This window comes from Sphaerisporangium sp. TRM90804 (assembly GCF_029846175.1).
Taxonomy (GTDB): Bacteria; Actinomycetota; Actinomycetes; order Streptosporangiales; family Streptosporangiaceae; genus Sphaerisporangium.
Genome location: NZ_JARWAC010000005.1, coordinates 149,126 through 169,265 on the forward strand (window position 1 = coordinate 149,126; position 20,140 = coordinate 169,265).

The window sequence follows — 20,140 nt, forward strand, 5'->3', positions numbered from 1 at the left end:
GACTGCTCACCAGCCTCCGTCCCGGGTCCGTCCCCGGCGGAGCTACCCGTCAGCAGAATCCCGGGCCCTTATGGTCGACGACGACAGACGCGCCGCCATTCTCGCCCGGCGCCAAGCGCGGCGAGTCCATCCGTACCATCGCCGCCGGAGGCGCAGTCTGCGTCGGCGTCGTCCACGAACTCCTCGCGGAGTCCGGCGTCGATGGCGACTCCAGGCAGTTGCGGGTATCGGGCGGCGAGTCCTTCCGCTCCTTGTCGGTCAGCTCCTCCCAGGCCGAAACAGAAAGTTCCTTCGTGGGCGAGCCCCTGGAGGCCGACCCCGCCCGGCGCGGGAGCGCTACTTCGGGGGCAGGCCCGGCACCGTCGGCTGGCCGGGCGCGGCGGGGGCGCCGGGCAGTCCGGGGACGGCCGGGTCACCCGGCAGGCCCGCGAGCCCGCCGCCGAGGTTCAGGTTGGCCTGCGTGAACATCGGGATGCCGGAGCCGTTGGCGTTCATGCCCTTCTGCTGCAGCTCCATCTGCTTGCCCTGGTTCCACATCTGGATGGCGAAGAACAGGCCCGTCGCGACGCCGAGCGCCACCAGCTTGCGCTTCTGCGCCAGCGCCACGATCTTGTGCAGGCCCGTGGCGATGGCGCCCGCCGCGGCCTGCGCCGGGGCCGCGCCCACCCCGGTCGCCATGGCGGCGGCCACGGCGCCGACGAGCGCGAGCAGGATGCCGCCCACCGCGAAGACCATGACGGCGAAGGCGAAGTACAGGTTGGCCATGTTCTCCATGCTGTCGCCCATGCCCTTGTGGATCTCACCGCCCTTCGCCAGCTCCTGCTTGAACAGGGTGACGCTGCTCTCGAAGGCCGCGCGGTCCTCGGCCGTCCACTTGTCCTCCGGAACGCTCCCGGCGAGCTTGGTCAGCTCGGCGCCCAGGGTCTGGAAGTCGGCGGCGACGCTGTGCCACTCCTTGGACGCCTTGTCCATCTCACCGGGGTTGGACACCGAGGCGCCGGCCAGCAGGAAGATCGGCCATCCGCGCGGGTTCAGGACGGAGAACGCGCCGATCCCCGCGAGTCCCACGGTGTAGAGGGTCGTACCGCTCTCGTAGCTCATGTGCGGTCTCCGTTACTTCGTCGGGGTGGTGCTCGCGTTCTCGGCCATGGACCACGTCGTCGCCGAGACGTGGAGGTTCTCCTTCCACTGGGTCAGCGTCGCTCGCCCCTCGCGCAGGAAGCCGGCGGAGCTGTCGCGCACCTGGTTGTGCGCGCCGGCGATGCCGAGGCCGATCACGCCGAAGCCGGGGAAGCCGACGTTGATGTGGCTGGTCTTCTGCCGCGAGCCCTCCATCTTCGCGCCGGCGCTCGTTTCGATGGTGTCGCCGAGCGTGCGGATCGCGGCGGGGTCGGCCTTGCGGGTCACCCCGGCGTTCGGCGGCGCCGGGACGACCGGCTGCGGCACCGGCACCCTGGTGCTCCCCGTGCCTCCCCCGCCGGACAGGTCGGGAATCGCGGGCCCGCCCGTCCCCGAGCCGCCCCCGGGCGGAGCCGGCACCCCTCCACCGCCGCCCTGCGGCAGATCGGGGATACCCGGGTCGCCGCCCTGCGGGACGTTCGGGTCGGGCAGCGGCGGCGCTGACGGATCGGGCACGCCGGGGTCGCCGGGCTGTCCGGGCAGGTCGGGGTCGGGCACGCCGGGGACCGAAGGGTCGGGGGACGGCGGCAGGTTCGGGTCGGGCACCTCGGGAACGCCGGGGCCCGGCGGGTCGGGCAGCTCCGGGACGTCCGGCTCCAGCGGGCCGGGGCCCTGCGGGTCGCCGGGATCGAGAGGGCCGGCGGGCGGCACGTTCGGATCGGGGACCTGGCCGTCGGGGCCCTCGGGGGTGTCCGGCCCGTTCACCGGGTAGAGCGGGTCGGTGACCACCGGCTCACCGGGCGGGACGGAGTTCCCGCCGTCGGGCGCGTTCGGCCCGGGGAACACCGGATCGGCGTAGACCGGCCCGTCGCCGCCCCCCGACGACCCGCCGCCGTCCGGCGCGTTCGGCCCCGGGAAGACGGGATCGGCGTAGACCGGTCCGTCGGCTCCACCCGACGACCCGCCGCCGTCGGGCGCGTTCGGCCCCGGGAACACCGGATCGGCGTAGACCGGCCCCCCGGCCCCGCCATCGGGGGCGTTCGGCCCGGGGAAGACCTGGTCGGCGTAGAAAGGCCCGTCCGCGCCGCCCGGCGGGCCGGCCGGGCCCTGCGGTTCGACCGGGCCCGCGTCGCCGGAGGGGTTCGGGTTGATCACCTGAACGCCGAAGGGGCCGCCGTCGAGCCCGCCGCCCGTGCCGTCGGCGGCCGGAGGCGCGCCGCCGGGCCCGCCGAACGGATGGGAACCGCCGTCACCGGGCGCCGGCGCGTTCGGGCCGACGCCGTACAGCAGGGAACCGCCGCCCTCCTGGTGGGGCCCGCCCGGCCCTCCGGCGAGCAGCGAGCCGCCGTCGCCCTGGAACGACGGGCCGGCCGGCCCGTCGTGGGCCGAGTACGCCGCACCGCCCGGCGCGGGGACGCCCCCGGCGTCCGAGCCGCCGTCGGGCACCGCGTATGGGCCGCCCGAGACGGACGCGGGCCCGCTCGCGCCCTCACCGCCCGGGCCCGCCGTCGCGGACGCCTCTCCGTTGAGCAGTGCTTCGATGCCCCGTCGCTCGCCCACCTTCGCCCCCGTCCCGCACGCGTCACCACGTGATCCACCGTGATCCCGCAGACTAGCCCAGCGCCCGCGGGACCGTACAGGAAGCGGCCGAGCCCCGTCTACCGCCCGCGCGGGGCGCGACGGCGCTCCTATGCTGTCGGCGACGACCCGCCAGGCAAGGCAGAGGTGGCATGCAGACCCGTCGTGATCTCTACCAGGCGCATCGCCTGATGATGCAGCGCCTCGGCATGGCCCTGCTCCAGGCCGAGCCCGACGTGCCCGAGTCGCCGATGCGCAGGCACAACGTCGCCATGTTCTGCGGCGTACTGGTGGCGGTGCTGGTGACGGCCGCCTTCGGCATCTGGGGCCTGCTCAGGCCTGGCGGCGCCACCGCGCTCACCGAGCCCGGCACGCTGATCGTCGAGGAACAGACCGGCGCGACGTACGTCTACAGCCAGCCGGAGTCCAAGCTCATCCCGGTCGCCAACTACACCTCCGCGCGCCTGCTGCTCGACAGCGCGAACGTGACGGTGCGCTCGGTGTCGACGGCCTCCCTGGCGGGGTTCACCCGGGGCACGCTGGTGGGCATCCCCGGCGCGCCCGACTCGCTGCCCGACCGCGAGAAGCTGGTGCGCGGCCCGTGGTCGGCCTGCGTGGCCGAGGCCGTGGAGCCGAACGGCACACGCAGGCCGTACGTCTCGCTGATCGGCGGCATGGACGTCGGCGGCGCGCCGTTCGGCGGCGGCGCGATGATCGCCGACGACGGCCAGCAGGCGTGGGTCATCCTCGCCAACCGGCGCATGCGGGTGAGCGAGCAGGGGGTGCGCGCCCTCACCGCCGAACGGCCCCGCCAGGTGCCCGCCACCTGGCTCAACGCGCTGCCCATCGGCCCCGACTTCGCCTCGCCGCCCGTCCAGGGGCGCGGACGCCGGGTCCCGGGCCCGGAGGGCCGTCCGTCCCTGGTCGGGCGTGTCTACACCGTGCCGCCGGTCACCGGCGGGGAGGCCCGCTGGTACGTGCTGCTGCGCGACGGCCTGGCCGCCGTCACCCAGACGCAGGCCACGATGCTGCTGCAGGACCCGGCGAGCAAGGCCGCGTACGGCAGGTGGCGCGTGCGGGCGGTGGAGCTGGACGCCGCCCGGGCCAACGCCTTCCCCCAGTCGGGCACCAGCCTGGCGGCCGAGGGCCTGCCGGCCACCATGCCGAAGATCCAGATGCCCGACCCGGCGGTGCCGTTGTGCGCCGTCTACACCGACACGGCCAAGGGGTCCGCGCGGGCGCGGCTCACCGTCGGCGGACGCCTGCGCATCCCGGTCCCGCCCGCCGCCGCCTCCACGCAGGACCATGTCGACCAGGTGATGCTGCCGCCGGGCGGCGCGGTGCTCGCGGGCCTGCTGCCCGGGGAGGGTCAGCTCGGCGCGGTGCAGAACTTCTCGCTCATCACCGACCAGGGACGCCGCTTCGCCCTGGCGTCGGGCGAGCTGCTGGCGAAGCTCGGTTACGACCTCGGCGACGTGGCGCCGCTGCCGGCGCACCTGCTGCATCTGATCCCGGAGGGCCCGGCGCTCGACCCGGTGGCGGCCCGGATGCCCGTGCCGGTCGCGCAGAGTGGCGCTATCGCGCAGTGACAACCCCTGAGGCGAGCGATGCTCAGAAACGTTACTGACTCGCAACACGTCCGCTGGTCACTATGTGGGGATTGATCCTAGTGTTTCTGTTGATCAGCATCGCGGGGGCCGACGATGCGTTCGGCGTGGCCGGCCACCGTGCAGAAGCCAGGCCAGCCATGGAGGTATTCCCGTGGGCCAGCAGACCGCTGCGAACCTTCCCCAGATCGTCGAGTCTTCGAAGAAGACCGACACAGCGCACCAGATGATCGGCAGCATCCAGACCCAGCTCCAGGGCCACGTCGCCGACCTCCGCTCCGGCTGGGGCGGCCAGTCGGGCATGGCGTTCGAGAGCGTGTACAGCCAGTGGAACACCGAGCTGGGCACCGTCCTGCGCGAGCTGCAGAACCTGGCGGTGAAGCTGCGCGAGGTCGAGGCGCGCTACCGCTCCACGGAAGAGGACCAGGCCGCCGCGGCCAACCGCGTCCTGTCCGCCAACATCAACAACTGACCCGACCTCCACCGAGAGACGGAGATCACCATGGCGATCAACAACGACGTCGACCGCACGCTGGTCAACTTCGGGAGCATGGCGACCGGCGCCCAGGACTTCGCCCGCCAGTGGCAGGCGATGGAGGGCACGCTCCAGCAGCTCGAGACCGACCTCGACCGCCTGCTCGGCGAGTGGGACGGCGACGCCCGCGCCGCCTACTGGACCGCCCGCGGCCAGTGGGACGCCGCGTCCGGGCGCATGGCCGCGCTGCTCAAGCAGCTCGGCGCCGTGATCGAGCTCGGCCACGAGAACTTCTCCCTCGCGGAGAAGGCCAACGTCACGATGTTCGACGGCAGGTGACCGCGAGCCGCCTCGGGCGGCCTCGCGGCTCCGGCCGCCCCGGCACCGGCCTATTCGGGGGATGTGGCGGGGTGACAGCTAAGGGGAACACCAGATGGGCAACGGGAACGGCAACGGCAGGAGCGCGTTCAAGTACGAGGGCTTCCATCTTGACAAGGACTGGCCGGGGGGCGCGGGCGGCGACACCATCGACATCGAGCCCAATCCGGTCAAGAACCTGCTCAAGGCCCTGGAGGAGGACGTCGAGATCCTCAAGGGCGTGCGCGCCGGCACTCCGGGGCACCTGCGTGCGTACGGCAAGGTGACCTCGGCCCACGTCGGGGAGTGGGACGCGGCGCAGGCTCTCGGCATGGTCTTCAACCAGGGGCACATGGCCATGACGGCCAGCTACGACAAGCTGGTCGCCCAGTACGAGGCCGCCATCGTGGTGATCAAGGCCGCCGTGGCCAACATCGAGAAGGCCGAGGCATCCAGCGACGTCGGCCTGCAGAACCTCACATAGTCGACAGCCAAGCGATGGGTCGATATGGGCCGCATTAACGAAATTCAAGCCATCAGGGCCGGCACGGCCGCGCCGCACGGGGACCCCAGCACGTACGGCGGCGTCGAAAGCGTGCGCAGGAAACTCCAGAACACCGACCCGGACGGGGTGACACAGGCCGGGGAGGCGTACCTCCAGGCGGCGGGCAAGCTGGAGAGCACGCTGTTCCTGCTGGAGTCGGTGGCCGGGACGCTGAACGGCTACTGGAAGGACAAGTCCGCCCAGCAGGTGCAAGGGGCGCTGCAACTGCTGCACGGGTCGGCCCGCGAGCTCGCCTACCGGGCGCGGGAGGTCGGCGCGGCGCACAAGGACTACGCCGACGAGCTGCGCACCGCGCGGGAGAACCTGCCCGACAGCGGCGTGTTCACCTTCGACGACGACTTCGCCGCGTACAGCAAGGGTGCGATCGCCATGGTCGCCGACGGCGGCACGCCGTTCAGCAGCCAGTCGGACAACGACAAGGCGCGCCAGCACCTGGAGAATCTCAACAACCGCATCGTGGCCGTCTACCGGACGCTGCCGGACACCGTCACCACGGTGCTGCCGGCGCCCGGGCCGGTGACGACGCCACCGGTGCTCCCGGTGGACTACCCGGCCAACCCCTACGGCACCGGCCCGGGCGGCGGCGGGTACGGCACCGGCGGGATGCCCGGCTACAGCGGGGGCTCCGCAGGCTCCGGGGGGTACGGCGGTTCGAACGCCGCCTTCCCCGGCGGGACCTACCCCGGTGGCACCGGCGGCGGCAGCGGCGGGGACGGCACGGGCCTTCCCGGCGGGGGCCTTCCCGGCGGCACCGGCGGCGGCGACGGGACGGGGCCCGGCGGCGTCGGCGACGGCACCGGGGGCACGGGCCCCGGCGGCGGCACGGGCCTTCCCGGCAACGGGCTTCCCGGCGGCGGGAACGGCGCGGGAACCGTGCCGCCCGGGGGGCTCGACCCCAACGACCCGCGCCAGACCGACCTGGCGGGCGTCAACCCGCCCGGCCCCAACGGCACCGGGCTGCCGCCCGGCGGGCTCACCACGCCCACCGGCCTCAACGGCGTCCCCACGACGAGCCTGAACACGCCGCCCGGCCTGAACGGGCCGCTCGGCAGCGGGCCGCTCGGCAGCGGGCCACTGGGCACCGGGCCACTGGGCACCGGGCCACTGGGCACCGGGCCGCTCGGCTCCGGCGGCCCCCTGGGCGCGGGCGGCGCGTCCTACGGCGGCGCCGGCGCGGCCGGCGCCGCGGGGCAGGCGCTCGGGGCCAGGGGCGGCCTGGGCGGGGCGCCGATGGGCGGCATGCCGTTCATGCCCATGGGCGGCGCCGGCGGCGAGGCCAACCAGGAGCGCGAGCGCTCCACCTGGCTGACCGAGGACGAGAGCGTCTGGGGCGGCGACGACCCGGTCGCCCCGGCCGTGATCTGCTGAACCAAGGCGGGCCCTTCCCGAAGGCGGGGCCCGGGCACCGCACGACCGTGTGAACGCCAAAGGGTGCCTCACCTGCGAACCGCAGGAGAGGCACCCTTTCTTGACGTGCCGGACCCGGCCGGAGAGCCGGCCGGGGCCGTCACGCGTCCCCCCGGCCCTGACGGCGCCCGCGAACCCCTTCCGGTGCGCCGTCCCCCCACTACCGGCGCCCCGAGCCGATGGGCGCCTGAGAAGAACTTCCCACCGGTCACTTGCAAACCACTTGACGAACCATTGCACGCGGGGCCGGCGGCCGGGATCAGTCGTGCTCGGCGGAGGCGGAGACCTGCAGCTCGTCGGCGGGGGTGGCGCGGTGGACGACCACCGTGCTGATGCGGTTGCGGCGCCCGGCCGTGCTCTCGGCCGTCAGGCTCAGGCCGTCCACGGTGGCCTGGGAGCCGGCGATGGGCACCCGGCCGAGCGCGTGGGCCAGCAGGCCGCCGACCGTGTCGACGTCGTCGGCCTCCAGCTCGATGTCGAACAGCTCGGCCAGTTCGTCGACCGACAGGCGGGCGGTCACCCGGGCCCCGCCGTCCTCCAGCCACTCGACCCTCGGCGCCTCCTGGTCGTACTCGTCGGTGATCTCCCCGACGATCTCCTCCAGGACGTCCTCGATCGTGACCAGGCCCGCCGTGCCGCCGTACTCGTCGATGACGACGGCCAGGTGGATCTGCCGGGCCTGCATCTCGCGCATCAGCTCGTCGATGGGCTTGCTCTCGGGCACGTAGGTCGCCGGGCGCATCAGCGACCCGACCTTCTCCTGGTCGGCGTCGTCGTCCCCCGCCTCGTGCATGCGGCGGACGATGTCCTTCAGGTAGGCGATGCCGACGACGTCGTCCTCGTTCTCGCCGACCACCGGGATGCGAGAGAAGCCGCTGCGCAGCGCGAGCGAGAGCGCCTGGGAGAGGCTCTTGCCGCGTTCGATGAACACCATGTCGGTGCGCGGCACCATCACCTCGCGCACGAGGGTGTCGCCGAGCTCGAACACCGAGTGGATCATCTGGCGCTCGTCGGGCTCGATGACGCGGCGCTCCTCGGCGAGGTCGACCAGGTCGCGCAGCTCGGCCTCGGACGTGAACGGGCCCTCGCGGAAGCCCTTGCCCGGGGTCAGCGCGTTGCCCAGCAGGATCAGCAGCTTGGGAAGCGGCCCGAAGATGCGGGTCAGCCCGTACACGATCGGCGCGCTGGCCAGCGCCACCGGCTCGGCGTGCTGGCGGCCGAGGGTGCGCGGCGAGACGCCGACGATGACGTAGCTGATCAGGATCATGACGCCGGCGGCGAGGGCGTAGGCCTGCCCCTCGTCGCCGAACCAGTCGATGAACAGCAGCGTGGCGATCACCGTGGCCCCGAGCTCGCAGCTCAGCCGCAGCAGGAGCAGCAGGTTGAGGTAGCGGGGCGGGTCGGCGACGATCGCCTGCAGCCGCAGCCCGCCGCGCCTGCCCTTGCGGGCGAACTCCTCGGCGCGCACACGCGAGATGCGTGCCAGGGCGGTCTCGGCGCTGGCGAGCAGTCCGCCGACGACGATCAGAAGGGCGGCCGAGATCAGCCACCCGCTGGGGGAACTCACGGCTCCCGCCGCACCTCCCGCCACGCGTCGAGCAGCTCACCCTGAAGGCCGAACATCTCGGCGTGCTCCTCGGGTTCGGCGTGGTCGTAGCCGAGGAGATGCAGGATGCCGTGCGTGCACAGCAGCTCCAGCTCGTCGCCGGCGCTGTGGCCCGCCTCGGCGGCCTGCTTGGCCGCCACCTGCGGGCACAGCACGACGTCGCCGAGCAGGGCGGGGTCGAGCGGGACGTCGGCCTCCTGACGGGCGCCGCCGGCGCCGGGGCGCAGCTCGTCCATCGGGAACGCCAGGACGTCGGTCGGCCCGGGCTCGCCCATCCATCGCTCGTGGAGCTCGGACATGGCGGCCTCGTCGACGATCAGCACGGAAAGCTCGGCCAGCGGATGGACGCCCATGCGCCCGAGCACGTGCCCGGCCAGCTTCACGAGCGCGGCCTCGTCGACCGGCACCCCCGACTCGTTGGCCACCTCGATACTCATGGTGTTCGCTATCTCCCCCGCGGGCGCTTGCCGCCCTTGATGGCGTGCGGCTCGGCGGTCGCGAGGTCGTAGCGGCCGTAGGCGTCGACGATGTCGCTCACCAGCTTGTGCCGCACGACGTCCGCGCTCGTCAGCCTGCTGAAATGGATGTCCGGGATTCCTTCGAGGATATCTTGCACGACCTTGAGCCCGCTCTGCTGCCCGCCGGGCAGGTCGATCTGGGTGACGTCGCCGGTGACGACGATCTTGGCCCCGAAGCCCAGGCGGGTGAGGAACATCTTCATCTGCTCGGGCGAGGTGTTCTGCGCCTCGTCCAGGATGATGAAGGCGTCGTTCAGCGTGCGCCCGCGCATGTACGCCAGCGGTGCGACCTCGATGGTGCCCGCCGCCATCAGACGCGGGATGGTGTCGGGGTCGAGCATGTCGTGCAGGGCGTCGTACAACGGCCGCAGGTACGGGTCGATCTTCTCGTACAGCGTGCCGGGCAGGAAGCCGAGCCGCTCCCCCGCCTCGACCGCCGGCCGGGTGAGGATGATGCGGTTGACGTCCTTGGCCTGGAGCGCCTTCACGGCCTTGGCCATCGCCAGGTAGGTCTTGCCGGTGCCCGCCGGGCCGATGCCGAACACGATGGTGTGCCGGTCGATCGCGTCGACGTACCGCTTCTGGTTGACGGTCTTCGGGCGGATCGTGCGGCCGCGCGACGACAGGATGTCCAGGGACAGCACGTCGGCGGGCTTGGCGGAGCTCATGCGCAGCATCGCGATGCTGCGCTCGACGGCGTCGGTGGTGAGCTGGGCGCCGGAGCGCACGATCTCGACCATCTCCTCGAAGAGGCGCACGACCAGGCCGCTCTCCTCAGGGCCGCCGCTGATGGTGATCTCGTTGCCGCGGACGTGGATGTCCGCGCGGAACGCGCCCTCGATGACCCGCAGCAGCTCGTCACGGGAGCCCAGCAGGGTCACCATCGGATGCTCGTCAGGGATGACCACCTTCGCCTGCGTGCGGGACGGCCCCTTGCTCCGCGGCGGATCGCTGGTCTTGGCGCCGTTCGGCGCGCTGCGGTTTTCGTTTGACTCGGACATGGGCGGCCCTGCGGCCTGTTCGCCTCCCGGCCTAACTCTCTGGTTGTCGCGCCTCTCGCGGCGCCGGCCCCTCATGCTCTCGCATCGGGCCCCGCCGCGCCGCTCGTTAAAGCCCATGTTATCCGCCCGTGCCCACGCGGGCGGCGGGGCGGACGGCTCAGCCCGGGGGCCAGGTGAGACCCCTGCCCCCCAGAACGTGCGCGTGCACGTGCGGGACGGTCTGACCGGCGCCCGGGCCGGTGTTGAACACCAGGCGGTAGCCGGTGTCGGCCACCCCCTCCTGGACGGCGACCGCGTGGGCCGTCGCGAGCACCTCGCCGGCCAGCCCGCCGCCGGCGCCGCCGAGCGCGGCGGCGTCCTCGTGGTGGGCCTTGGGCACGACCAGCACGTGCGTCGGAGCCTGCGGGTCGACGTCGCGGAACGCCAGCGTGCGGTCGGTCTCCAGGACGACCGTCGCCGGGATCTCCTTGGCGACGATCTTGCAGAAGAGGCAGTCGGTCACGCCCGAATGGTAGCCACCTCTGTTGCCAATCGGTAATACCGACTGGGCCCCGGCCGATGATCCTCGCGGATAGGGTTGGTGTGCCACACTTCAGCGACAGAGAGCGGTCAGTGTCGGCGAGGCCACCGGCGAGGACACAACTGGGTCATGCCCCCTAAAGAACCGGCAGAGAGTAAACCCTCTGGGAAGGCCGTGCGTCCAACTGATGTGACCACCGAGACCCTCGTGGCCGAAAGGTCGCTCGGGGCGGTGCCCGTCGGGTGGGATGCCGACATGGCCGTTACGGCGCTCTACAGCGCCCACTATCGGTCCCTTGTGCGTCTCGCCGTTCTGCTGGTTCGCGACAACGCGACGGCGGAGGAAGTCGTGCAGGACACGTTCGTCGCCCTCCATGGGGCGTGGAAACGTCTGCGCGACACCGACAAGGCACTCGCCTACCTGCGCCAGTCGGTCGTCAACCGCTCGCGTTCCGTGCTGCGCCACCGCGCCGTCGTGGAGAAGTACGCCCCCAAGGGGCTGCCCGACGCGCCCAGCGCGGAGAACGGGGCCATCGGCCAGCTCGAGCGGACCGCCGTCATCGAGGCGCTGCGCGGCCTGCCGACCCGGCAGCGCGAAGCCCTGGTGCTGCGGTACTACGGGGACCTCTCGGAGGCGGAGATCGCCGGCGCCATGGGCATCAGCAAGGGCGCCGTGAAGAGCCACACAGCCCGGGGCATGGCCGCCTTACGCACTGTACTGGAGCAATTGTCATGACCGAGTCGCCCGACGACGAGTACGGCGAGGTTCTGCGCCGTGTCTTGCGCGCGGAGGCGGAGTCCGTGATGCCTTCCGCGGAAGGGCTGGGAATCATCCGTGACCGCATAGAACAACGCGGGTCACGCCGGGGCGTGCTCTGGTGGCGCGCCGCCGCTTCGACGGCTGGAGCGGTCCTGGTGGCCGCCACGATCGTGATGATCGTGCCCAACGTCGTCGAGCGCTTCAACGAGGAGCAGCGCTCCATCGTCCCGGTCGAGTTCGACACCGCCCAGCCCGACGAGTCCAGCACGCGCCGCCCGCCGAACGTCGTGGTCCCGCCCGCCACCGGCTCGCCGCGGCCGCTGCCGAGCCCGACGGCCACGCCGACGATGATCCCCTCGCCCAGCCCGAGCGCGACCACCTCGCCGGGCAACGAGTGCGCGCCGGCCCCCGGCGCACCGCCGTGCGCGCCGCCGCCCTCCCCCACCGGCCCGGCCCCGACGGGCACCAAGCCGCCCTGGCCCACCACGCCCGCGCCGAGCCCGTCCACGCCGACGACGACGCACCCGGCGCCGCCCGAGCCCTCCCCCACGTGCAGGCCGAAGAAGTGCCCGTCCGACGAGCCGACGCCCAGCGAGACACCGGCGCCGACCCCGGAGTCCACCACCGACGGCTCCACCACCACCACCGAGACCTCCGCCCCGGAGGAACCGGCCCCGTGACGGCCGCGCCGCCGCGCTCCACCGCCGGGGCCGCTACCAGCGCCCCGAACGGGCCAGCAGGACGGCGGCGGCGGCCACACCGGCCGTGGAGGTGCGCAGCACGGTGGGGCCCAGCAGCACCGGCGCGGCCCCGGCCGCGCGGAACAGGTCGAGCTCCTCGCCGGTGATGCCGCCCTCGGGGCCGACCACCACCACGACGTCGCCCTCGGCCGGCAGCGCCAGCCCCGACAGCGGCCGCTCGGCCTCCTCGTGCAGCACGGCCGCCACCTGCGCCTCGCTCAGGATCTCAGCCACCCGCGCCGTGGTCGCCTGCTCGGCGACGTGCGGCAGGTGGAACCGCCGCGCCTGCTTGCCGGCCTCCCGAGCCGTCGACCGCCAGCGAGCCAGCGCCTTGGCCGCACGCTCGCCCTTCCACTGGGTCACGCTGCGGGCGGCGGCCCAGGGGACGATGACGTCGACCCCGGCCTCGGTCATCATCTCGACCGCCAGCTCTCCGCGGTCTCCCTTGGGCAGGCCCTGGACGACCACCAGGCGCGGCGCGGGCGCGGGGACGGCGCGACGGCCGAGGACCTTGAGCCGGAGCGAGTCTCTGGCGACGTCGGCGACGACGCACTCGGCCACGGCCCCCGCCCCGTCGGTGAGGTCGACGCGCTCCCCCGAGCGCAGCCTGCGCACGGTGGCGGCGTGCCGCCCCTCGGGGCCGGACAGGTGGATCTCCTCGCCGGACAGGTCGCCGGCGAGGAAGACGGGAACGCTCACCCGCGAACCCTAGCGGCCGTTGAAGGCGTCTCTGAGGCGGGAGAAGAAACCCTGCTGGCCCGGGCTGAACTTGCCGGGCGGGCGCTCCTCGCCGCGGAGCTTGGCCAGCTCCTTGAGCAGCTCCTCCTGGGCGGCGTCGAGGCGGTTGGGGGTCTCGACGTTCACGTGGATCAGCAGGTCGCCCCGGCCGGTCTCGTTGAGCCGCTGGACACCGCGCGCGTACAGGGGGATGACCTGGCCCGCCTGGGTGCCGGGGCGGACGTCGATCTCCTCGGCGCCGTCGAGCGTCTCGACGGTCAGGATCGTGCCGAGCGCCGCGGCGGTCATCGGGATCTGCACCGTGCAGTGCAGGTCGTCGCCGCGCCGCTCGAAGATCTCGTGGGGCCGCTCGACGATCTCCAGGAACAGGTCTCCGGCGGGGCCGCCGCCCGGGCCGACCTCGCCCTCGCCGGCGAGCTGGATGTGGGTGCCGTCCTCGACGCCGGCCGGGATGCGCACCTTGATCGTGCGGCGGGTGCGCACGCGCCCGTCGCCGGAGCACTCCTGGCAGGGGTGCTGGATGATCGAGCCGAACCCGCCGCACTGGGGGCATGGGCGCGCGGTCATGACCTGGCCGAGGAACGACCGGGTGACCTGCGAGACCTCGCCGCGCCCATGGCACATGTCGCAGGTGTCGGGGTGGGTGCCGGCCGCCGCACCGGAGCCGTGGCAGACCTCGCACAGGACGGCGGTGTCGACGACCAGCTCGCGGGTGGTGCCGAACCCGGACTCCGCGAGGTCGAGCTCGACCCGGATGGTCGCGTTGCGGCCGCGCCGCGCGCGCGAGCGGGGCCCGCGGGCCCCGGCGCCGCCGCCGAAGAAGGCGTCCATGATGTCGCTGAACGGGAAGCCCGCGCCGAACCCCGCGGCGCCCGCCCCGGCCCCGCCCGGCGAGCCGAAGGGGTCGGCCCCGAGGTCGAACATCTGGCGCTTGCCGGGATCGGACAGGACCTCGTAGGCCTGGTTGATCTCCTTGAAGCGCTCCTGCGTCTCCGGGTCGGGGTTGACGTCCGGGTGCAGCTCGCGGGCCAGGCGGCGGTACGCCTTCTTGATCTCGTCCTGGCCGGCGTCCCGGCGCACGCCGAGGATGCCGTAATAGTCGCGGGCCACCTAGGACCCCGCCAGGATATGGCCGACATAGCGTGCCACTGCGCGCACCGCTCCCATTGTCACCGGGTAGTCCATTCGCGTCGGGCCCAGCACTCCAAGCCGGGCCAGTTCATTGTCGCCCGAACCGTATCCGGCCGCGACGACGGAGGTGCCGTGAAGGCCGGAATAGGGGTTTTCCGAGCCGATCCGCACCATGATGGAGGAATCGCTCGCCTCGCCGAGCAGGCGCATCAGGACGACCTGCTCCTCCAGCGCCTCCAGGACGTCGCGCAGGCCGACGGTGAAGTCCCCGGCGAGGTTGGCCGCGCCGGCGAAGACGATCTTCTCCTCGTGCCGTTCGACCAGGGTCTCCAGCAGCACCGACAGGATGGTGCCCGCCATCTCGCGGTCCTCTTCTGGCAGGCGCGCCTGGAGGTCGGCCAGGGTCTCGGGCACGCGGCTCAGCCCGCAGCCGTCGAGACAGGCGTTGAGCACCGCGCGCAGATGCGCGATGCGGTCCTCCTCCACGGCCTCTGGAAGATCGACCACGCGCTGCTCGACCCGGCCGGTGTTGGTGATCAACACCAGCATGATGCGCCGTTCGGCCAGCGGCACGAGCTCGACGTGCCGCACGGTCGAGCGGATCAGCGAGGGGTACTGCACCACGGCCACCTGCCGGGTGAGCTGGGCCAGCAGCCGCACGGTGCGCGTCACGACGTCGTCGAGGTCGACGGCGCCGGCGAGGAAGGTCTCGATCGCGCGGCGTTCGGCGCCCGACAGCGGCTTGATCTGCGACAGCCGGTCGACGAACAGCCGGTAGCCCTTGTCGGTGGGGACGCGGCCCGCGCTGGTGTGCGGCTGGGTGATGTAGCCCTGCTCCTCGAGCACGGCCATGTCGTTGCGTACGGTGGCGGGTGACACGCCCAGGTTGTGCCGCTCCGCCAGCGCCTTCGAGCCGACCGGCTCGTTGGTGGACACGTAGTCTTCGACAACGGCGCGCAGAACCGCCAGCTTGCGGTCATCGAGCAACGTGCTCACCTCCTGCCTGCGTTCGTGCCTGCGTAAACGCGTGTCTGGCACTCAGTGTTCCCGAGTGCCAAGTGTACGGCTCCGGCCGCCGGGGCGCGAAGACTCGTGCGGGCGACCCCTGTGCGGGCCGGCCGGCGGCGGGGCAGGGGCCGCGCCCTCGGAGTCTCGCTTCCAGGCGGAAACGGCCACCATACCTGCGATGCGCCGTGCGGGACGCCCGTCCACGCCCGCCCTGGGGTGCGTGCCGGGTCACGGCCGCCCGAGGCGTGATCTTTGCTAGCGTGCCCTGCTATGCGGGACTACGGACGTGACGTGCTGGCCGGAGACTGGCGCAGGCCGCTACGCGGGAAGATCCCGCAGGTGGCGGCCGAGCCCGGCCTGGTGGTCGAGGACGCCGAGGGCGGCTTCTGCGGGGCCGTGGTCGCCTGCGACAAGGAGGCCGTCACGCTGGAGGACCGCTTCGGGCGTCGGCGGCTCTTCCCGCTCGCGCCCGCCGCGTTCCTGCTGGAGGGCAGGCCCGTGACGCTGATCCGCCCGGCTCCGCGGGCCGCCGAGTCGCCCTCCCGCAGCGCGTCGGGGTCCATCGCGGTGCAGGGCCTGCGGGCCCGCGTCGCCAGGGAGAGCCGCATCTACGTCGAGGGCGTGCACGACGCCGCCCTGGTGGAGAAGGTCTGGGGCCACGACCTGCGGGTGGAGGGGGTCGTGGTCGAGTACCTGGAGGGTGTGGACGACCTGCCGGCGATCGCCGAGGAGTTCGGCCCCGGCCCCGGCCGCCGGCTGGGCGTGCTGGTCGACCACCTGGTGCCCGGGTCCAAGGAGAGCCGCATCGCCGCCCAGGTGACCTCCCCCCACGTGCTCGTGGTGGGGCATCCGTTCGTCGACGTCTGGCAGGCGGTCAAGCCGTCGGCTGTCGGCATCCCCGCCTGGCCGTCGGTCCCGCGCGGGATCCCCTGGAAGGAGGGCGTCATCGCCGCCCTCGGCTGGCGGGCCGAGCCGCCGGAGGCCTGGCGCCGCATCCTCGGCTCCGTGCGCACCTTCGCCGACCTTGAGCCGGAACTGCTCGGCCGCGTCGAGGAGCTGATCGACTTCGTGACGGCGGAGTAGCCGTCAGGTGAGGTCGCGGATCAGGGCGTCGGCGAGCAGCCGTCCCCTGAGGGTCAGGACGGCGCGGCCCCGGGTGAACGGCTCCGGTTCCAGCAGGCCGTCCCCGAGGGCGCGCGCGACGGCCGTGCGCGCGGCGGGGCGCACGTCGTCCAGCGGGAAGCCGGAGTCCAGGCGGAGCTCCAGCATCAGCCGTTCGACGTAGCGGTCGTCCCGCGACAGCACCTCGCGGGCGTGCGCGGGAGACGACCCGGCCGACAGGCGGGCGGCGTAGGCGGCGGGGTGCTTCACGTTCCACCAGCGGGTGCCGCCGACGTGGCCGTGCGCGCCGGGCCCGACGCCCCACCAGTCGCCGCCGGTCCAGTAGAGCAGGTTGTGGCGGCAGCGGGCCTCCTCGGTGGTGGCCCAGTTGGAGACCTCGTACCAGGAGAAGCCCGCCTCGGCCAGCATCGTGTCGGCGACGGCGTAACGGTAGGCGGCCACGTCGTCGTCGGGCATGGGCAGCTCCCCCCTGCGCACGCGCGCGGCGAGCCGGGTGCCCTCCTCGACGATCAGCGAGTAGGCGGACACGTGGTCGGGCCCGGCGTCGATCGCCGCCGCGAGCGAGTCGCGCCAGTCGGCGCCGGTCTCCCCCGGCGTGCTGTAGATCAGGTCGAGGTTGACGTGCCGGAACCCCGCCTCGCGGGCCTCGCGCACGGCGCGCGCCGGGCGGCCCGGCGTGTGGCGGCGGTCCAGGACGGCCAGCACGTGCTCCTTGGCGCTCTGCATGCCGAAGCTGACGCGGTTGAACCCGCCGGCGCGCAGCTCCTCCAGGTACGCGGCGTCCACGGACTCGGGGTTGGACTCGGTGGTCACCTCGGCGCCGGGCGCCAGGCCGAACTCGGCGTCCACGGCGCGCAGGACGGCCACCAGGTCGCGGGCCGGCAGCAGGGTGGGGGTGCCGCCGCCGAAGAACACCGTGCTCACCGGCAGGTCGGCGTCGCCCAGCACCCGGCGGGCCAGCCGGACCTCCTCGATCGCCGTGCCGGCGTAGTCGGCGCGGGAGGCGCCCGGCCCCAGCTCCGCCGCGGTGTAGGTGTTGAAGTCGCAGTAGCCGCAGCGGGTGACGCAGAACGGCACGTGGACGTAGAAGCCGAACGGGCGCGCGCCGAGCCCGTCGAGGGCGCTGGCGGGCAGCTCCCCCGAGGCGGGCACGGCGTCGCCGTCGAGAAGTACGGAGGGCACGACCCCAGTCTGCCGCCCCGCGCCCGGTGCCCCGGCCGCCCGGGGCCGGGCGGGTTACTTCCTGCCCTTGTCGGCGCCCGCGCCCTCGGTGGACAGCGCGGCGACGAAGGCCTCCTGCGGGACCTCGACCCGGCCGACCATCTTCATGCGCTTCTTGCCTTCCTTCTGCTTCTCCAGCAGCTTGCGCTTACGGCTGATGTCGCCGCCGTAGCACTTGGCGAGGACGTCCTTGCGGATGGCGCGGATGTTCTCCCGGGCGATGACCCGGGCCCCGATGGCCGCCTGGATCGGCACCTCGAACTGCTGCCTCGGGATGAGCTCCTTGAGCTTCTTGGCCATCTCGACGCCGTAGGAGTAGGCCTTCTCGCGGTGCACGATGGCGCTGAAGGCGTCGACGGCCTCGCCCTGGAGCAGGATGTCGACCTTCACCAGATCGGCGTCCTGCTCGCCCGAGGGCTCGTAGTCGAGGGAGGCGTACCCGCGCGTGCGCGACTTGAGCTGGTCGAAGAAGTCGAAGATGATCTCGCCGAGCGGCATCGTGTAGCGGATCTCGACGCGCTCCTCCGAGAGGTACTCCATGCCGAGCAGCGAGCCGCGGCGGCCCTGGCAGAGCTCCATGATGGCGCCGATGTGGTCGGACGGGGACAGCACGGTGGCCTTGACCACCGGCTCGTAGATCTCGGCGATCTTGCCGCTCGGGAACTCCGAGGGGTTGGTGACGACGATCTCCTTGCCGTCCTCCATGATCACCCGGTAGATCACGTTGGGCGTGGTGGAGATCAGCGACAGGTTGAACTCGCGCTCCAGCCGCTCACGGACGATCTCCATGTGCAGCAGGCCGAGGAAGCCGCAGCGAAAGCCGAACCCCAGCGCGGCGGAGGTCTCCGGCTCGTAGACCAGGGCGGCGTCGTTCAGGCGCAGCTTGTCGAGCGCGTCGCGCAGCTCGGGGTAGTCGTCGCCGTCGATCGGGTAGAGGCCGGAGTACACCATCGGCCGCGGGTGCTCGTAGGTGCCGAGCGGCTCGCTCGCCGGGTGGGCGGCGGAGGTCACGGTGTCGCCGACGCGGGCCTGGCGGACGTCCTTGACGCCCGTGATGAGGTAGCCGACCTCCCCGACGCCGAGCGACGCCGACGGCACCGGCTCGGGCGAGATGACGCCGAGCTCCAGCGTCTCGTGGGCGCCGCCGGTGGACATCATCACCGTGCGCTCGCGCTTGGACAGGCTCCCGTCGACGACCCGCACGTAGGTGACGACCCCGCGGTAGGTGTCGTACACCGAGTCGAAGATCAGCGCCCGGGCGGCGGCGTGGGCGTCCCCCACCGGGGCGGGCACCTGCTGGACCACCGTGTCGAGCAGCTCGCGCACGCCCGCGCCGGTCTTGCCCGACACCCGCATGACGTCGGAGGGGTCGCAGCCGATGAGGTTGGCGAGCTCCTCGGCGTACTTGTCGGGCTGGGCGGCCGGGAGGTCGATCTTGTTCAGCACCGGGATGATGTGCAGGTCGGCGTTCATGGCCAGGTAGAGGTTGGCCAGGGTCTGGGCCTCGATGCCCTGGGCGGCGTCGACCAGCAGCACCGCGCCCTCGCAGGCCTCCAGCGACCGCGACACCTCGTAGGTGAAGTCGACGTGGCCCGGCGTGTCGATCATGTTGAGCACGTGGCCGTCCCACGGCAGGCGGACGGCCTGCGACTTGATGGTGATGCCGCGCTCGCGCTCGATGTCCATGCGGTCGAGGTACTGCGCGCGCATCTGCCGGTCGTCGACCACACCGGTGAGCTGCAGCATCCGGTCGGCAAGCGTCGACTTGCCGTGGTCGATGTGCGCGATGATGCAGAAGTTGCGGATCGACGCGGGGTCTGTCTGGCCAGGCTGGTTGCGCACCGGGGTCCGTTTCGGAAGGGTTGTCGTGATCACGAGGAGGCCGGCGGGCCGGCCGCTGACCATGGTGGCACGCCGGGAGCGATCCCGGTTCGCCGCCAGACAGCACAGCGGCGCGACCTCGCCCCGAGGCCGGATCGCCCGGGCCTGTCGCCCCGCCTCACCGGCGTGACGGTGCCGCGCCTTTCTCATTTTAACGGGCACCGAGACCCGCGGGCTCGGTGCTGCGTTAAGATACGAACGCAGGGGTGTGCCGTGCTCGCCGATTTGAGGGGGCACTTGGCATGTTGGTACCCTGTGCAACTGCGTGTGGCGCGCCCTCTCTGCCCGCGCGCCCCATCCAACCGACTTTCACCGAGGCTTCTTCGTGGCGAACATCAAGTCCCAGATCAAGCGCAACCGGCAGAACGAAAAGGCCCGGTTGCGCAACAAGGCCGTCAAGTCGTCCCTCAAGACGGCGATCCGTAAGTTCCGCGAGGCCGCCGACGAGGGCAACGCGCAGGAGGCCGGCGTTCTCATGCGGGCCGCCTCGCGTCAGCTCGACAAGGCCGTGAGCAAGGGCGTCATCCACAAGAACCAGGCGGCCAACCGCAAGTCGGCGATCGCCAAGCGCGTCGCCGACCTGGCGGCGGCCAAGTAGCTCCTTCCTCAACGCCGCGTCGGCGCCGATCAGGAATCGGCCGGGCGCGGCGTTTTGGCGTACCCGGATGTCGCCGCGCCCGGCGGGCCGGCCGGCCCCCGGGCAAATGTCATGATTTCGATATCACGGAGAAGCTCCCGCCGGATATCGGCTCAGTCACCGTGGCCTTCCACCCCTTCCCACCACGCC

Annotated in this window: 20 protein-coding genes; 9 read left to right on the top strand and 11 right to left on the bottom strand. The window is 72.6% G+C overall.

Features of this window, described 5'->3' with window-relative positions:
- Positions 1 to 336: 336 nt before the first annotated feature.
- Positions 337 to 1,101, bottom strand: coding sequence for a hypothetical protein (locus PYR91_RS06620; RefSeq protein ID WP_279778229.1), 765 nt, complete (start codon positions 1,099 to 1,101; stop codon positions 337 to 339).
- Between the two features lie 12 nt (positions 1,102 to 1,113).
- On the bottom strand, positions 1,114 to 2,679 hold the full coding sequence (locus PYR91_RS06625; protein WP_279778231.1) for a hypothetical protein: 1,566 nt from the start codon (positions 2,677 to 2,679) through the stop codon (positions 1,114 to 1,116).
- 170 nt (positions 2,680 to 2,849) lie between these two features.
- On the opposite strand from PYR91_RS06625, the gene eccB reads away from it, so the two are divergent.
- The 5 genes from eccB (at position 2,850) to PYR91_RS06650 (ending at position 7,069) form a co-directional block, all read left to right on the top strand.
- Positions 2,850 to 4,286 (top strand): type VII secretion protein EccB, encoded by a 1,437-nt coding sequence (eccB, locus tag PYR91_RS06630; RefSeq protein ID WP_279778233.1) that lies wholly within the window; start codon positions 2,850 to 2,852, stop codon positions 4,284 to 4,286.
- A 172-nt stretch (positions 4,287 to 4,458) separates the two neighbouring features.
- Positions 4,459 to 4,776, top strand: coding sequence for a WXG100 family type VII secretion target (locus tag PYR91_RS06635; RefSeq protein WP_279778234.1), 318 nt, complete (start codon positions 4,459 to 4,461; stop codon positions 4,774 to 4,776).
- A gap of 30 nt (positions 4,777 to 4,806) precedes the next feature.
- Positions 4,807 to 5,118, top strand: a complete 312-nt coding sequence (locus PYR91_RS06640) for a WXG100 family type VII secretion target (RefSeq protein ID WP_279778236.1) — start codon at positions 4,807 to 4,809, stop codon at positions 5,116 to 5,118.
- Positions 5,119 to 5,212: 94 nt separating this feature from the next.
- Positions 5,213 to 5,620 (top strand): hypothetical protein, encoded by a 408-nt coding sequence (locus tag PYR91_RS06645; protein ID WP_279778238.1) that lies wholly within the window; start codon positions 5,213 to 5,215, stop codon positions 5,618 to 5,620.
- A 24-nt stretch (positions 5,621 to 5,644) separates the two neighbouring features.
- On the top strand, positions 5,645 to 7,069 hold the full coding sequence (locus PYR91_RS06650; RefSeq protein WP_279778241.1) for a WXG100 family type VII secretion target: 1,425 nt from the start codon (positions 5,645 to 5,647) through the stop codon (positions 7,067 to 7,069).
- 298 nt (positions 7,070 to 7,367) lie between these two features.
- On the opposite strand, the gene PYR91_RS06655 is transcribed toward PYR91_RS06650, so the two are convergent.
- The 4 genes from PYR91_RS06655 to PYR91_RS06670 all read right to left on the bottom strand — a co-directional run bounded on the left by PYR91_RS06655 (position 7,368) and on the right by PYR91_RS06670 (position 10,735).
- Entirely contained in the window at positions 7,368 to 8,675 is a 1,308-nt protein-coding gene (locus tag PYR91_RS06655) for a hemolysin family protein (RefSeq protein WP_279778242.1), read from the bottom strand.
- Positions 8,672 to 9,151 (bottom strand): rRNA maturation RNase YbeY, encoded by a 480-nt coding sequence (ybeY, locus tag PYR91_RS06660; protein ID WP_279778244.1) that lies wholly within the window; start codon positions 9,149 to 9,151, stop codon positions 8,672 to 8,674. Before ybeY ends, PYR91_RS06655 begins: the two co-directional genes overlap by 4 nt.
- Before the next feature lie 8 nt (positions 9,152 to 9,159).
- Positions 9,160 to 10,116 carry a PhoH family protein gene (locus tag PYR91_RS06665; protein ID WP_279778274.1) on the bottom strand — a complete coding sequence of 319 codons (957 nt, stop codon included), beginning with the start codon at positions 10,114 to 10,116 and terminating at the stop codon, positions 9,160 to 9,162.
- A gap of 274 nt (positions 10,117 to 10,390) precedes the next feature.
- The gene (locus PYR91_RS06670) at positions 10,391 to 10,735 is read right to left on the bottom strand and encodes a histidine triad nucleotide-binding protein (protein WP_279778245.1); all 345 of its coding nucleotides are present in this window, start codon (positions 10,733 to 10,735) and stop codon (positions 10,391 to 10,393) included.
- A 273-nt stretch (positions 10,736 to 11,008) separates the two neighbouring features.
- On the opposite strand from PYR91_RS06670, the gene PYR91_RS06675 reads away from it, so the two are divergent.
- Both PYR91_RS06675 and PYR91_RS06680 read left to right on the top strand, forming a co-directional pair.
- A complete protein-coding gene (locus PYR91_RS06675) occupies positions 11,009 to 11,488 on the top strand; it encodes a SigE family RNA polymerase sigma factor (RefSeq protein ID WP_279778275.1) in 480 nt (159 codons plus the stop codon).
- Positions 11,485 to 12,192 carry a hypothetical protein gene (locus PYR91_RS06680; RefSeq protein ID WP_279778246.1) on the top strand — a complete coding sequence of 236 codons (708 nt, stop codon included), beginning with the start codon at positions 11,485 to 11,487 and terminating at the stop codon, positions 12,190 to 12,192. The genes PYR91_RS06675 and PYR91_RS06680 overlap by 4 nt, the downstream gene beginning before the upstream one ends.
- 33 nt (positions 12,193 to 12,225) lie before the next feature.
- On the opposite strand, the gene PYR91_RS06685 is transcribed toward PYR91_RS06680, so the two are convergent.
- Genes PYR91_RS06685 through hrcA form a run of 3 tightly spaced genes read right to left on the bottom strand, consistent with a single transcriptional unit; the run spans position 12,226 to position 15,108 of the window.
- Positions 12,226 to 12,951, bottom strand: coding sequence for a 16S rRNA (uracil(1498)-N(3))-methyltransferase (locus tag PYR91_RS06685; RefSeq protein WP_279778248.1), 726 nt, complete (start codon positions 12,949 to 12,951; stop codon positions 12,226 to 12,228).
- A 9-nt stretch (positions 12,952 to 12,960) separates the two neighbouring features.
- Positions 12,961 to 14,100, bottom strand: coding sequence for a molecular chaperone DnaJ (dnaJ, locus tag PYR91_RS06690; RefSeq protein ID WP_279778249.1), 1,140 nt, complete (start codon positions 14,098 to 14,100; stop codon positions 12,961 to 12,963).
- The gene (gene hrcA, locus PYR91_RS06695) at positions 14,101 to 15,108 is read right to left on the bottom strand and encodes a heat-inducible transcriptional repressor HrcA (RefSeq protein ID WP_279778277.1); all 1,008 of its coding nucleotides are present in this window, start codon (positions 15,106 to 15,108) and stop codon (positions 14,101 to 14,103) included. It abuts the gene before it with no gap.
- Between the two features lie 291 nt (positions 15,109 to 15,399).
- Between hrcA and PYR91_RS06700 the strand changes: the two genes are divergently transcribed.
- Positions 15,400 to 16,212, top strand: coding sequence for a DUF3097 domain-containing protein (locus PYR91_RS06700; RefSeq protein ID WP_279778251.1), 813 nt, complete (start codon positions 15,400 to 15,402; stop codon positions 16,210 to 16,212).
- 3 nt (positions 16,213 to 16,215) lie between these two features.
- Here the strand turns inward: PYR91_RS06700 and hemW are convergent, their stop codons facing one another.
- Both hemW and lepA read right to left on the bottom strand, forming a co-directional pair.
- Positions 16,216 to 17,433, bottom strand: a complete 1,218-nt coding sequence (hemW, locus tag PYR91_RS06705) for a radical SAM family heme chaperone HemW (RefSeq protein ID WP_279778253.1) — start codon at positions 17,431 to 17,433, stop codon at positions 16,216 to 16,218.
- A 54-nt stretch (positions 17,434 to 17,487) separates the two neighbouring features.
- Complete coding sequence (gene lepA / locus PYR91_RS06710; protein WP_279778254.1) at positions 17,488 to 19,314, bottom strand: translation elongation factor 4; 1,827 nt, start codon at positions 19,312 to 19,314, stop codon at positions 17,488 to 17,490.
- Positions 19,315 to 19,678: 364 nt separating this feature from the next.
- Here lepA and rpsT point away from each other — a divergent pair, with 364 nt between their 5' ends.
- Complete coding sequence (gene rpsT, locus PYR91_RS06715; RefSeq protein ID WP_279778255.1) at positions 19,679 to 19,951, top strand: 30S ribosomal protein S20; 273 nt, start codon at positions 19,679 to 19,681, stop codon at positions 19,949 to 19,951.
- Positions 19,952 to 20,140 lie beyond the last annotated feature (189 nt).